Annotated in this window: 12 protein-coding genes; 8 read left to right on the plus strand and 4 right to left on the minus strand. The window is 59.5% G+C overall.

Features of this window, described 5'->3' with window-relative positions:
* Nucleotides 1–24: 24 nt before the first annotated feature.
* The 3 genes from JNB85_RS23755 to JNB85_RS23765 form a co-directional block, all read right to left on the minus strand.
* On the minus strand, nucleotides 25–642 hold the full coding sequence (locus JNB85_RS23755) for a lytic transglycosylase domain-containing protein (RefSeq protein ID WP_220336735.1): 618 nt from the start codon (nucleotides 640–642) through the stop codon (nucleotides 25–27).
* Between the two features lie 263 nt (nucleotides 643–905).
* Nucleotides 906–1667, minus strand: coding sequence for an N-acetylmuramoyl-L-alanine amidase (locus JNB85_RS23760; RefSeq protein ID WP_220336736.1), 762 nt, complete (start codon nucleotides 1665–1667; stop codon nucleotides 906–908).
* Complete coding sequence (locus JNB85_RS23765) at nucleotides 1664–2371, minus strand: J domain-containing protein (RefSeq protein WP_220336737.1); 708 nt, start codon at nucleotides 2369–2371, stop codon at nucleotides 1664–1666. The genes JNB85_RS23760 and JNB85_RS23765 overlap by 4 nt, the downstream gene beginning before the upstream one ends.
* A gap of 464 nt (nucleotides 2372–2835) precedes the next feature.
* Between JNB85_RS23765 and JNB85_RS23770 the strand changes: the two genes are divergently transcribed.
* The 3 genes from JNB85_RS23770 (at nucleotide 2836) to JNB85_RS23780 (ending at nucleotide 5821) form a co-directional block, all read left to right on the plus strand.
* Entirely contained in the window at nucleotides 2836–4047 is a 1212-nt protein-coding gene (locus JNB85_RS23770; protein ID WP_220336738.1) for a pyrophosphate--fructose-6-phosphate 1-phosphotransferase, read from the plus strand.
* A gap of 57 nt (nucleotides 4048–4104) precedes the next feature.
* Nucleotides 4105–4740, plus strand: coding sequence for a LysE family translocator (locus tag JNB85_RS23775; protein ID WP_220336739.1), 636 nt, complete (start codon nucleotides 4105–4107; stop codon nucleotides 4738–4740).
* A gap of 115 nt (nucleotides 4741–4855) precedes the next feature.
* The gene (locus tag JNB85_RS23780; RefSeq protein ID WP_220336740.1) at nucleotides 4856–5821 is read left to right on the plus strand and encodes a lytic transglycosylase domain-containing protein; all 966 of its coding nucleotides are present in this window, start codon (nucleotides 4856–4858) and stop codon (nucleotides 5819–5821) included.
* A gap of 40 nt (nucleotides 5822–5861) precedes the next feature.
* Here JNB85_RS23780 and JNB85_RS23785 read toward each other — a convergent pair whose 3' ends face one another.
* Nucleotides 5862–7253 carry a serine hydrolase domain-containing protein gene (locus JNB85_RS23785; RefSeq protein WP_220336741.1) on the minus strand — a complete coding sequence of 464 codons (1392 nt, stop codon included), beginning with the start codon at nucleotides 7251–7253 and terminating at the stop codon, nucleotides 5862–5864.
* Nucleotides 7254–7449: 196 nt separating this feature from the next.
* Here JNB85_RS23785 and JNB85_RS23790 point away from each other — a divergent pair, with 196 nt between their 5' ends.
* From JNB85_RS23790 to JNB85_RS23810, 5 genes are all read left to right on the plus strand, one after another.
* Entirely contained in the window at nucleotides 7450–8694 is a 1245-nt protein-coding gene (locus JNB85_RS23790; protein ID WP_220336742.1) for a BtaA family protein, read from the plus strand.
* A gap of 14 nt (nucleotides 8695–8708) precedes the next feature.
* Nucleotides 8709–9362 carry a class I SAM-dependent methyltransferase gene (locus tag JNB85_RS23795; protein WP_220336799.1) on the plus strand — a complete coding sequence of 218 codons (654 nt, stop codon included), beginning with the start codon at nucleotides 8709–8711 and terminating at the stop codon, nucleotides 9360–9362.
* Nucleotides 9363–9482: 120 nt separating this feature from the next.
* The gene (locus JNB85_RS23800) at nucleotides 9483–10280 is read left to right on the plus strand and encodes a glycoside hydrolase family 25 protein (protein ID WP_220336743.1); all 798 of its coding nucleotides are present in this window, start codon (nucleotides 9483–9485) and stop codon (nucleotides 10278–10280) included.
* An 83-nt stretch (nucleotides 10281–10363) separates the two neighbouring features.
* The gene (locus tag JNB85_RS23805; protein ID WP_220336744.1) at nucleotides 10364–11590 is read left to right on the plus strand and encodes a lytic murein transglycosylase; all 1227 of its coding nucleotides are present in this window, start codon (nucleotides 10364–10366) and stop codon (nucleotides 11588–11590) included.
* Nucleotides 11591–11697: 107 nt separating this feature from the next.
* Complete coding sequence (locus JNB85_RS23810) at nucleotides 11698–12591, plus strand: DMT family transporter (protein ID WP_420852293.1); 894 nt, start codon at nucleotides 11698–11700, stop codon at nucleotides 12589–12591.
* The last annotated feature ends 212 nt before the right edge of the window (nucleotides 12592–12803 follow it).

Raw genomic sequence — 12803 nt, forward strand, 5'->3', positions numbered from 1 at the left:
CCTGTCGGAGGCAGGCGATTCTGTTCAGAGCATCGCAAGAACCTTGCCGCAATAAGACTTGGAGACCGGGTTCATGCGCGTCGCGCCGTGACCGGCATTGTACTTGAGGATGGTATTGCAGGTCTGTCCGCCACCGAGATCGTGAGCTGCCGCCAGGTACTTCATGCCGTATTTGATGTTGGTTTCCGGATCGAACAGTCCCCTGGCGCTGCCGGAATAGCCCATCATGCGAGCCGTGGCCGGCTTGATCTGCATCAGGCCGATCTCGCCATGGCTACCCCGCGCCATCGGATTGAAATTGCTTTCGACACGAATGACAGCAGTCGCAAGAGCCACCGGCACATTATTTTGCGCGGCATATTTGCTGATCAGTGCGGAATAGGAATTGCCGGAATCATTGGCGACGGGATAGCCACTCTGGCGCTCGACCGTCTTCAGCGGACGCTCTGTTTTCTTCTGTACACGCTGCGCCGTCCTTTGCGGGCGTTCTTTCTTATGCACCCGCTCCGCTGTCTTCTGCGGACGCTCAACTTTCTTCACGGGCGCATCGGCTCGCACGCCCCAGTCATTCGCGAAGGCAAAGCTATTTCCCGCCAGCACCATGCCGACGCATGCTGCAGCAACAACAATCAGTTTTCTCATGTAGTCTTAATCACTCCGACCCAAAGAATTGCCGGACTGCGCGCCTCGCCGTCATAGAGAATTCCCGACCAAGAACTGATCAGGCTTCGCAGCAATTCTTATCGTTTCACATGACGCCTTCGATTTAGCTTGGGAACAACCATCGGCGCCGCTTAGCGGAAGCTCTTAGACCATCGCAATGAGGAGATAATAGGGAAATGATGTGGCAGCCCGGATTTCGCATCCAGACATGGAAAATCGGCAATGTCGGAAACTCTCACCGGTCAGGAATAACGCGGCAGCGCCGACAGCAGGCGATGCAGCGTATCGATCGTCGAGAAATCGGCGATTCCATCCACTCTTTCCGGGCGGAAATGTCGTTGGAAGGCTTCGACGTCACCGGCCGTCTTATCGGTGAACTCGCCTGATATTTCAGTGCCGTAGCCATAGAGCGACAGCATGGATTGCAGCGCCTCGATCGGCTGTCCTCGGTCGCCGCGCTGGAAGAAGCGCCCGCCGGTAATAGCGGCCGGTTCCACCCAATGGCCGACACCGGCCTGATGCAGCTCGCGCCAGGGGAATTTTTCGCCCGGATCGACCTTGCGCACCGGGGCAACGTCGGAGTGACCGAGCACCCTTTCAGGCGCGATTGACCAGCGATCGCCGCAATCGCGACATAATTCGATCACTGCTGCAATCTGCTCTTTCGGGTAGTCCGGAAGCCCGCCCGGATGGCCGGCATTGGCGATTTCGATGCCGATCGACATCGAGTTGATATCCGTCTCGCCATGCCAGAAACTCTTGCCCGCATGCCATGCGCGCCGGTTTTCCGGAACGAGTTGCACGACCTCGCCATTCGGCTGCACGAAGTAATGGCTGGAAACCTGGCTTTCGTCCCGACAGAGCCAGTCGAGCGCTTCTTCCGCGCTCGGCATGCCGGTATAATGAAGCAGGATCATATCGGGTCTGCGGCCATCGGCGCGTTCGCCGTGGTTCGGCGAAGGCTGGACGCGCGCTTGTGTGTAATCGGCCTCGAATGAGGTCATGCGGCGCGGCGTTCCTTTTCGATCGCCGCATAAGCATCGTTCAGCGCTGCCATGCGTTCATTGGCAATCGCGTGAAACTCTTCCGGCACGCCGCGCGAGATAAGCCGGTCTGGATGATGCTCGCTGACGAGCACATGGTAATGGCGGCGGATCGTCGGGAAATCATCTGCCGGCGAAACGCCGAGAACTTTGTACGGGTCCCGCCCATCAGCGACGTGGCGCGCAGCGATCTGATCGAAGCGGGCCTGGCTCATCTGGAAGATTTCGGCGATATGGCGCAGGAAATTCATTTCGTTCTCGTGGATCAGCCCATCCGCCTTGGCGATATGGAACAGACCATCGAGCACATCTTCCAGCACCGGGCAATTGGCGGCGCAGGTCGAGCAGAGTGTGGACAGCTTCGCTGCATAGGCCTCGTAACCGGCGACGTCCTGGCGGGCGAGATTATAGAGGCGCGCGACATTCTTCGCCTCACTCGCAGGAAACTCGAAGATATCGCGGAAGGCCTGCACTTCTTTCTCGCTCACAATACCGTCCGCCTTCGCCATCTTGGCCGAAAGCGCGATGACGGCCACCGAAAAAGCAACCTTGCGACGCGTCTCCGGATCGCCTTCAAAAACCGTGCGAATAGCCTCGACCACCGCGGAGAGCGCATTGCCCGCGGTATTGCCCATGGCATTCACCAGTTTTTCCCAGAAAGACATCGTCATCTTCTCGCAATGCAGCAAGTTCCAGAAGAACACCTTGACCAAATAATCGTTGCCATTGCAAGGCAGCTATTGATCGTAGGTTCGAAAACAGTTTTCACAATTCGGTAATTGTCGCTGATGCTGCGACCACCCGCCGTGTCTGCCACTTTCCTGATTATCGGCACAGCGGCCGGCGATTTCCACAACACTTATAGATAGGTTGGATGGCATTGAACCGATTATATCGCTGCTATCGGCACTTGCTCCGGAGAAAGCCGCGCTTTTCGTAAATTCTTTACTTTACAGGTCACTTTCTCTGCCGCATCCATGCGGTACCTGAACCATGTCGCGCAAAACTGTGCAGCGGTTTTGCGATCACGACATCTGGAAAACAAAGACTTAAAGCGGCGGCGGATCGGAGAGATCGCGGCGCGCTTTAGATTGTAGGCAGTCGCGCATCGGGCGCCAAAGGAGGGATTATGGCCAAACAGAAAGTCGCAATGCTGACCGCCGGAGGCCTGGCGCCCTGTCTCTCATCCGCCGTCGGCGGCCTCATCGAGCGCTATAGCGACGTGGCTCCCGATATCGAGCTCATCGCCTACAAGTCCGGTTATCAGGGCGTTCTGCTCGGCGATAGCGTCGCGATCACCAAGGAAATGCGCGAGAAGGCGCCGCTCCTGCACCGTTATGGCGGTTCGCCGATCGGCAACAGCCGCGTAAAGCTCACCAATGCTGCCGACTGCGTCAAGCGCGGCCTCGTCAAGGAGGGCGAAAATCCGCTCAGGGTCGCCGCAGAACGTCTTGCCGATGACGGCGTCACCGTCCTGCACACAATCGGCGGCGACGACACGAATACGACGGCCGCAGACCTGGCCGCCTACCTCGCGGCAAACGGTTATGATCTCACGGTCGTCGGCCTGCCGAAAACCGTCGACAACGACGTCGTGCCGATCCGCCAGTCTCTCGGCGCCTGGACGGCTGCAGAAGTCGGCGCCCATTTCTTCGACAATGTCAGCAACGAGCAGACCGCAGCACCGCGCACGCTCGTCATTCACGAAGTCATGGGCCGCCACTGCGGCTGGCTGACGGCCGCTACCGCCCGCGCCTATCTCCAGCGCACCAAAGGCAATGAATATGTCGACGGCCTGATGATGAACGCGCGTATGAAGAGCATCGACGCCGTCTACCTGCCTGAAATGGCCTTCGACCTCGATGCCGAGGCCGCACGCCTGAAGGAGATCATGAACCGCACTGGCCATGCCACGGTCTTCGTATCGGAAGGCGCCTGCCTTGATGCCATCGTCGCCGAGCGCGAAGCCGCCGGCGAGACCGTCAAGCGCGATGCCTTTGGCCATGTGAAGATCGACACGATCAATGTCGGCGCCTGGTTCCAGAAGCAGTTTGCAAGCCTGCTCGACGCCGAGCGTTCGCTCGTGCAGAAATCCGGCTACTTCGCCCGCTCCGCACCGGCAAACGGCGAAGACCTGCGCCTGATTCAAAGCATGGTCGACCTCGCCGTCGAAAGTGCTCTTAACAAGATCTCAGGCGTCACCGGCCACGATGAAGCGCAGAATGGCAAGTTGCGCACAATAGAATTTCCTCGCATCAAGGGTGGTAAGCCTTTTGATCTTTCAACCGGATGGTTTGCCGAAGTAATGAGCCAGATCGGGCAAAAATACAGGGCGGCATGATTGACGGATGGCTAATATGGTGTCTTTGCTTGTTCTCCAGGAATAGGAGGAGATTCCATGTCGCTTGAAGCTTGGCTCGCCTTTGCGGCCGCATCCGCCATCATGCTCGCCATACCGGGACCGACCATTCTTCTGGTTGTCTCCTATGCGCTTGGTCATGGCCGGAAAACGGCGCTGGCGACCGTTTCAGGCGTGGCGCTCGGCGATTTTACGGCCATGACGGCATCGCTTTTCGGATTGGGCGCCCTGCTCGCCGCATCCGCGACGCTTTTTACGGTACTGAAGTGGATCGGCGGCGCCTACCTGATCTGGCTCGGGATCAAGCTCTGGCGGGCACCGATCGTCGGCGAACATATCGCGGACAACGATAACCTGCCGGAAGAAAAGTCCTTGCGGATCTTCCTGCATGCTTATGTGGTGACGGCGCTGAATCCGAAGAGCATCGTCTTCTTCGTCGCCTTCGTGCCGCAGTTCCTCAACCCTGCCCTTCCCTTCTTTGATCAGATGCTGATCATGGAAGCGACCTTCCTCGTGCTCGCCACCATCAACGCCTCCTGCTACGCCCTTGCCGCCCATGCCGCCCGCGGCCTGATTCGCAGGGCAAGCGTGCAGCGCGCGGTCAACCGCACCGGCGGCACTCTCCTCATCGCTGCCGGCGCTGTAACCGCTGGATATCGCCGTATTGCAGCCTAGTAATAATCCGTGGTTGCCGCAAAGCCACGAATAAGTTAATGGCTATCCCCGGGCTTAAGGTATTTGATAACTTTTAAGACGCCGCCGGGGCGGCGCGATTCACGAAAGTGAGAGAATGGTAGCGATCGGATTTTCCGGCCTGAAACGCAGTCTCGTGGTCTCTACCATGCTCTGCGGCGTCATTTCGGGATGCGCGAGCGTCGAATACACCTCTCAGGCGGAGCTGACCGCCGCACAGACCGTGATTCCCATGCCGAAGCCGGGTGAAGACGCAACGCTGGCTGCTGTCCCGACTGCCGAAGGCGCAAACGCTTCCACCGTCGCGACGATCGCACCACAGCAAAGCACCTCCCCCGTCCTGACTGGCACAGCCATGCCGACCGTTGTCTCGCCCGTCCAGCAGCAGGCTGGCGGCCTGGCAATGCAGACCGGCGTCCAGCAGGTTGCCGTTAACGGCTATGCACCGATTCCGCTGACGCCGGAGATGACGGCAATCCAATCCGTCATTCCGACACCGCGCCCGGCTTCTCCGGCAAGCCCCTCGACGCAGCTTGCCTTCGCAGCCACGACACCGCAGAACGGCGCGCTCGCAGCGCTCGCCGCCGTCGATACCACGCCGCGCTTCACTATGGATTACGGCTTCGACGAATCCGGTCCGATCGATCCGCCAACCGCCCCGCCGATGTTCGGCGATAACGACAGCGACGACGCGCCGACCGTGGAAAAGAGCCTCGTCAGCAAGCTCATCAGCAAATATTCGAAGCTTTACGAGATTCCGGAATCGCTGCTCCACCGCGTCGTTCATCGCGAGAGCCGCTACAATTCCAAGGCCTACAACAAGCGCGGCTACTTCGGTCTCATGCAGATCAAGTACAACACCGCAAAGTCGATGGGTTACGACGGCAACCCTACCGGCCTCTTCGACGCCGAAACCAATATCAAATATGCAGGCAAGTACCTGCAGGGCGCCTGGCAGGTGGCAGACAAGAAGGAAGACGACGCCGTTCGTCTCTATGCCCGCGGTTACTATTATGACGCCAAGCGCAAGGGCATGACCGACATCGCCCAGGGCAATTACTAATAGTCCAATTCCTGATACAAACCATCATCGATGATAGGCCTCAGCCGGCTTTCGCCGACTGAAGCGCGTTGAGAATTTCCTTCAGCATTATCTGCGGCCTGTAACGCAACCAACTCGGCGTCAGCCCCATGCGGACGAAGACCAGATTGGCCGAGGGAATGATCGCCATCGCCTGGCCGTCATGACCCTGCAGCCAGAACGTATCCTGCGGCAGGCCGAACTCAGCGCTCGTGCCGCCGCCAGGCCCCGCAAGCCAAGCCTGGCCTTGGGTATATTGGCCGCCCGAGCTTGCCGTCGGCGTCCGCATCATCGCAACGAAGCCCTCGGGTAGCAGCCTCTGCCCGTTCCACACGCCATCTTGCAGCAGGAACTGGCCGAACCGCGCCCAGTCATGCCCTGTGGCATAGAGATAGGAACTGCCGGCAAACGTACCGCGCTCATCCGCCTCGAAAACGGCGCTCGTCATGCCGAGCGGGGAAAACAGCGCATCGCGAGGATAGTCGAAGGCCGCCCGCGGATCGCCGACCTTGTCCATCCAAATACGTGACAGAATCAAGGCCGTACCGCTGGAATAATGGAAATCCGTACCCGGCACCGCCACGAGAGGCGCGCGCGCCGGCAGGGAAACCATATCAGGATCGAGATAGAGCATGCGCGTCACATCGGCGACGGCACCATAATCCTCGTTGAAGGCAAGCCCGCTTTCCATGCCGAGCAGATCGGAGAGCTTGATGTCGCCGCGCGGATCATTCACCCATTGCGGCAGGAGATGCGTGTCATCGAAGGAGATCTTGCCTGACAGCATCAGCCGGCCAATCAGCGCCGCATTGACGGTCTTCGTCATCGACCAGCCGACCAGCGGCGTGGCGGCGTTGAAGCCCGGCCCGTAGCTTTCGGCAATGATGCGGCCGTCCTGCACGACAACCATCGCCCGCATGGCAGGCCCGGCAAGCTTGGCATCGGCAAGAAGGGCCGCGACCTTGGCGTTGACCGCCGCCGGATCGACGCCTTCGCCGTCCGGCCAGACCGCGTCGCTTTCATCCACCTGCGGCGCCGGCATCAGCGGCGCGGCCCTTGCGGCGGCATCGAAATCGCCATCAGGCACGCTCGTGCAGCCGAGGGCGCCGCGATAAAGCGCGTAACTCGGCGCAAACAGACCCATGAAACGCGAGGTCACCCGCCCGCCATCACGATCGACCTCGACGCGCATCAGCCTGAGGAGCGGGTTTCCGGGCGCTTGGACATCATCATAAAGAACGGCGTCGGGATCGCGGCCGGCGATGAAGACATTGGAGCAGACGATCTTGGCGGCATAGCCGTTGCCCACCTTCAGAAGCTCCGGCGGGCTTATGGAGAGCCACGCGGCTGCGCCTACGACAACAAGAATGACAAGCAGGGCCAAGCCCCTGACGATACGCAGAACAACTCGCATGCAATCCTCCACGAAACGGAAAGAAGCAGGAAACGCAGCTGGCGAAAAGAGAGAAGCGGAAAGAAGCGCCTCAATCGACTTCAAATTTTGCGGAGATCCTCGCCGGCTTCTGCGGAAAGCTTGGCCCACAGGGCTCGTCATCAAACTGTAGCAGAGGCGCGTTACACGCCCTGAACGCTAAAAAGGTGACAGACTCATGTCGGAATTTGCACCGGATACCGGCTTCCGCAAGAACCGGAAACTCAAGACAGCGCTTCTCCGCCACAAGGCTTTTTCCAAGGACGGCTTCTCCGAGCGCCTCTTCGGCCTTCTCTTCTCCGGTCTCGTCTACCCGCAGATATGGGAAGACCCGGATCTCGACATGCAGGCGATGGAGCTGAAGCCCAGTCATCGTATCGTCACGATCGGTTCCGGCGGTTGCAACATGCTGGCCTACCTTTCCAAGGCGCCGGCTTCGATCGACGTGGTGGACCTCAATCCACACCACATCGCCCTGAACAGGCTGAAGCTTGCCGCTTTCAAGAACCTGCCAAACCATTCCGATCTCGTGCGCTTCCTGGCGATGCCGAACGAGAAATCGAACAGCCGGGTTTTCGACCGCTATCTGTCGTCCAATCTCGATGATACGACCCGCGCCTACTGGAACACCCGCAAGTTCGGCCGCCGGCGCGTCACTGTTTTTGACCGCAATATCTATGAAACCGGCCTGCTCGGCCGCTTTATCGGTGCCGCTCATCTTCTTGCCCGCCTGCATGGCGTGAAGCTGCAGGAAATGACCAAGGCTCGCACGATCCGCGAGCAGCGCCAGTTTTTCGACGATCAGATCGCTCCCCTCTTCGAAAAGCCCGTCGTTCGCTGGATCACCAACCGCAAGAGCTCGCTTTTCGGCCTTGGCATTCCGCCGCAGCAATATGACGAGCTGGCAAGCCTTGCCGCCGACAATTCGATCGCACCGGTTCTGAAGCACCGCCTGGAAAAGCTCGCATGCCATTTCCCGATGCGCGACAATTATTTCGCCTGGCAGGCTTTCGCACGCCGTTATGCCGACGGCGACGAAGGCCCGCTGCCGACCTATCTGAAGCCGGAGCACTATGAGGTGATCCGCGCCAATGTCGACCGAGTTAACGTCCACCACGCAAGCTTTACCGAGCTTTTGGCCGGCGAGCCCGCCGCATCGCGCGACCGCTACATCCTGCTCGATGCGCAGGACTGGATGACCGATAAGCAGCTCAACGATGTCTGGCGCGAGATCACCCGCACCGCGCGCGAAGGCGCCCGCGTGATCTTCCGCACGGCAGCCGAAAAGAGCATCATCGAAGGCCGCCTCGCCCCTGAAATTCGCGACCAGTGGCACTATTTCGAAGAGCAGTCGCGTGAGATGACCACCCAGGACCGCTCGGCAATCTACGGCGGCTTCCATATTTACGGGAAGAAGGCGTGAGCAAAGCCAACGAGATGACCGTCAAGAGCGAGGAACATGCCGATCTGATGGACGGCATGTACCGCTACCAGCGCCATTTCTACGACCTGACCCGCAAATATTATCTTCTCGGCCGTGACCGCACGATCCGCAACCTCGACATCCCCCAAGGTGGCACGCTGCTGGAAGTCGGTTGCGGCACCGGCCGGAACATGGCGCTTGCGCACAAACACTTCCCGACTGCCAGGCTCTACGGCCTCGATATTTCCCAGGAAATGCTGATTTCCGCCCGCAAGACCTTCGCCACCAAGGCGACGATTCCGGATTTCAGAGTGGCGGATGCCACGGCCTACACACCGCGCGAATTCGGCATCACCGGTTTCGACCGCATCCTGATTTCCTACGCGCTGTCGATGATCCCGGATTGGGAACGGGCGGTGGACGCATCGATTGCAGCACTCAACCCTGGCGGCGAACTCCATATCGTTGATTTCGGCCAGCAGGAAGGCCTTCCCACCTGGTTCCGCAACCTGCTGCAGGCGTGGCTCGCCAAATTTCACGTCACGCCGCGCGCCAATCTGCGCGAGATCCTGGAAGCGCAAGCCGCTGAAAATAACGCCCGACTGTCATTCGAGACGATCGGCGGCGGCTACGCCTGGCGGGCGGCAATTATCAGCAAGCGCTCATAATTTGCTTGTAAATAACCATTTTTTTACGTTGATATTAGAAAAGAGGGTTATACCCTCTGCTGGGCGCGTGTTTTCGAAGGTCAGGCTGTGGGGCAGATCCATCATCACGACGGAACGTTCATGCGTCGGCTTCTGTTTTGCGTCCTGCCGCTTGCCCTGCTGCTCGCCGGTTGCAGTTCCACGGGTTACGATTATCTCGAAACCGCTTCCATAAAGCCCAAGACCCGCTTCAAGGATACCGATCCCCAGGATTTCGGCCCCAAGCATCCGCAGCAAAACGCGGTCCACGGCATCGACATCTCCAAATGGCAGGGTGATATCGACTGGCAGACGGTGCGCAAATCCGGCGTCGCCTTCGCCTTCATCAAGGCGACCGAAGGCAAGGACAGGGTTGATCCGCGCTTTAGCGAATACTGGCACGAAGCCGCATCCGCCGGCATTCCGCATGCCCCCTACCACTTCTATTATTTCTGCTCCTCCGCCGACGACCAGGCCGACTGGTTCATCCGTAACGTTCCCAGGGAATCCATGCGTCTGCCGCCTGTGCTGGATGTCGAGTGGAACGCAGAATCGAAGACCTGTCGCTTCCGCCCCGACCCGGCGACCGTCCGCTCAGAGATGCAGCGTTTCATGGATCGCCTGGAAGCCTATTATGGCAAGCGGCCGATCATCTATACTTCGGTCGATTTCCATCGCGACAACCTCGCCGGCTACTTCCAGGACTACCATTTCTGGGTCCGCTCGACCGCCAAACACCCCGAGGTGACCTACGCCGACCGCCGCTGGGCCTTCTGGCAGTATACGTCGACGGGCGTCATTCCCGGCATTCAGGGGCCGACGGATATCAATGTCTTCGCCGGTTCCGCGAAAAACTGGAACAACTGGGTGGCTGACGTTTCCAAGGATAGAAATTCTTAGTAACGTACCCTAATCTTTCTTGCTTCCGTCACATTCCTTTGAGAAAGCGACGGAATTCTATGTCATTTTACGAGGATCCTTTCATGCACCGCCCGCTTAAAGGCCGCTCTGCACTTGCTCTTCTGTTTGCCTGCGCCATTGCAACAGGCGCTGCCGCCCAACAGGCCCCGGATGCGGCAGCTTCGGCCCCGGCAGCCCCCTGCGGCGGCGATCTCTCTACCTTCCTCGAGGGCGTCAAGAAGGACGCGATCGCAGCCGGCGCCAGCGCCGAAGCAGCAGACGAGGCGCTTGCCGGCGCTCAGATCGATCCCAAGGTTCTCAGCCGCGACCGCGCCCAAGGCGTCTTCCGCCAAACTTTTCTGGAATTCTCGCAGCGCACCGTCAGCCAGGCCCGCCTCGACATCGGTCGCCAGAAGATGAAGCAATATGCCGATGTCTTCGCCCGCGCCGAGCAAGAGTTCGGCGTTCCCGCCGGTATCATCACCGCCTTCTGGGCGATGGAAACGGATTTCGGCGCCGTGCAGGGCGACTTCAACACGCGCAACGCGCTGGTGACGCTCTCCCATGATTGCCGCCGCCCGGAACTCTTCCGCCCGCAGCTGATCGCCCTCATCGAAATGGTGCAGCATGGCGACCTCGACCCGCAGACCAACACCGGTGCCTGGGCCGGTGAAATCGGCCAAGTGCAGATGCTGCCGCGCGATATCATCGCCTACGGTATGGATGGCGACGGCGACGGCCATGTGCGCCTCAAGCAGAGCGGCCCGGACGCGATCCTGACGGCCGCCAAGTTCATCCAGCATCTCGGCTTCGAGCGCGGCCAGCCCTGGCTGCAGGAAGTCACCGTGCCTGATAATCTGCCTTGGGAAAAATCAGGCCTCGGCGGTACGATGACGGCAGGCGAATGGTTCAGCCTCGGCGTCAAGCCACGCGACGGCAACATCACTTTCGCCAATCTCGAAGGCGATCTCGTGCTGCCGCAGGGCCGCCTCGGACCGGCCTTCATCGCCTATCCCAACTTCAAGATCTATCTCGAATGGAACAAGTCGTTCATCTACACGACCTCCGCCGCCTATTTCGCAACGCGACTCTCCGGTGCCCCGACATATCAGAAGGGCACGCCTGAGCAGGGCCTTTCCAACGACGAGATGAAGCAGTTGCAGACGAAGCTCGACTCGCTTGGCCACGATGTCGGCGAGATCGACGGCATTCTCGGCTCCGGCACCCGTATTGCGATCCAAAAGGAACAGCTCCGCCTCGGCGTGCCGGCCGACGGCTGGGCGACACCCGCCCTTCTCAACGCTCTCTGAGTCCTCACATCTATCCTTTCGTCACCCGGGTCCATGAATCGGGTGGCGGTTTCCAGTCGTTCGGTTGAACCTGCCAGCAAATGGGAGGAATCGGCGTGGAACAGAAAATGAGCGCTTTGACCTGGGGACTCCTTGCCTTGCTCGGTCTGATCTGGGGCGGCTCATTTTTCTTCGCGCGCATCGCTGTTGCGGAGGTACCGCCGCTTACCCTCGTCTTCATGCGCCTCTCGATCGCGGCCCTTGCGCTGCATATCTACATCGCCGGCCGTTTCGGCATCTATCCGCTGTTGAAGAGCCGCTGGCGCGAATTCCTCATTCTGGGCATCCTCAACAATGCCCTGCCCCATGCGCTGATCTTCTTCGGTCAGACGCGCATCGGCGCCGGCCTTGCCTCCATCCTCAACGCCACGACGCCGATCTGGACGGTGCTGATCGCCAATTTTTTGACATCGGACGAAAAATTTTCCTCGGCGAAGATCATCGGCTGCCTCACCGGCCTTCTCGGCACAGTCGTCCTCGTCGGCCCGAGCATGACCAGTAGTCGCGACCTGCCCCTCTGGGCGCTCCTCCTGCCCGTCATCGCCGCTGTCTCCTATGGATTTGCGGCGACCTACGGCAAAGGGTTCAAGGGTGTGGTGCCGCCCGTCATCGCCGCCGGTCAGATGACGGCGTCCTCGCTCGTGGCCTTGCCGCTGTCGCTCGTCATGGACCGCCCCTGGGCGATTGCCATGCCGTCAATAGATTCCATTGCAGCCATTTTGGCAATTGCCCTACTGTCCACCGCCTTCGGCTATATTCTCTATTTTCGCATTATGGCGGCGGCAGGCGCGACCAACACCTCGCTGGTGACGTTGCTCGTTCCGCCGAGTGCGATCCTGCTCGGCTTCCTCTTTCTCGGCGAGCGGCTGGAAATGACTGACATTGCCGGCATGGCGCTGATCGGCGCTGGGCTTGTCATACTCGACGGCCGCCTTTATCGCCGCTCACGCGCGATAGCCTGAAAGGATTATGCTGCATCGCGCCATTTTTCCGCCAAAAGCATGAATCCACACTATCGGTTTGTAACGAATCGTTAAATTTTGAGAGCGAGATTTTCCGATTATATTTCAGCAGCTTGGAGCCCTGTTGGAAGACTTGTCCACCGGCCTCTTCGGCAGCGCAGCACAAGAAGCGCTTCCCAACTAACACATTTCCGACATATTATCAGCCGGTT

The organism is Rhizobium mesosinicum (assembly GCF_019511345.1).
In the GTDB taxonomy this organism is placed as follows: Bacteria; Pseudomonadota; Alphaproteobacteria; order Rhizobiales; family Rhizobiaceae; genus Rhizobium; species Rhizobium mesosinicum.

Excerpts from the sequence above, each read along its gene's own strand:
- JNB85_RS23755 (WP_220336735.1), bottom strand. The coding sequence starts at position 642 with ATGAGAAAACTGATTGTTGTTGCTGCAGCATGCGTCGGCATGGTGCTG.
- JNB85_RS23760 (WP_220336736.1), bottom strand. The coding sequence starts at position 1,667 with ATGACCTCATTCGAGGCCGATTACACACAAGCGCGCGTCCAGCCTTCG.
- JNB85_RS23765 (WP_220336737.1), bottom strand. The coding sequence starts at position 2,371 with ATGTCTTTCTGGGAAAAACTGGTGAATGCCATGGGCAATACCGCGGGC.
- JNB85_RS23770 (WP_220336738.1), top strand. The coding sequence starts at position 2,836 with ATGGCCAAACAGAAAGTCGCAATGCTGACCGCCGGAGGCCTGGCGCCC.
- JNB85_RS23775 (WP_220336739.1), top strand. The coding sequence starts at position 4,105 with ATGTCGCTTGAAGCTTGGCTCGCCTTTGCGGCCGCATCCGCCATCATG.
- JNB85_RS23780 (WP_220336740.1), top strand. The coding sequence starts at position 4,856 with ATGGTAGCGATCGGATTTTCCGGCCTGAAACGCAGTCTCGTGGTCTCT.
- JNB85_RS23785 (WP_220336741.1), bottom strand. The coding sequence starts at position 7,253 with ATGCGAGTTGTTCTGCGTATCGTCAGGGGCTTGGCCCTGCTTGTCATT.
- JNB85_RS23790 (WP_220336742.1), top strand. The coding sequence starts at position 7,450 with ATGTCGGAATTTGCACCGGATACCGGCTTCCGCAAGAACCGGAAACTC.
- JNB85_RS23795 (WP_220336799.1), top strand. The coding sequence starts at position 8,709 with ATGACCGTCAAGAGCGAGGAACATGCCGATCTGATGGACGGCATGTAC.
- JNB85_RS23800 (WP_220336743.1), top strand. The coding sequence starts at position 9,483 with ATGCGTCGGCTTCTGTTTTGCGTCCTGCCGCTTGCCCTGCTGCTCGCC.
- JNB85_RS23805 (WP_220336744.1), top strand. The coding sequence starts at position 10,364 with ATGCACCGCCCGCTTAAAGGCCGCTCTGCACTTGCTCTTCTGTTTGCC.
- JNB85_RS23810 (WP_420852293.1), top strand. The coding sequence starts at position 11,698 with ATGAGCGCTTTGACCTGGGGACTCCTTGCCTTGCTCGGTCTGATCTGG.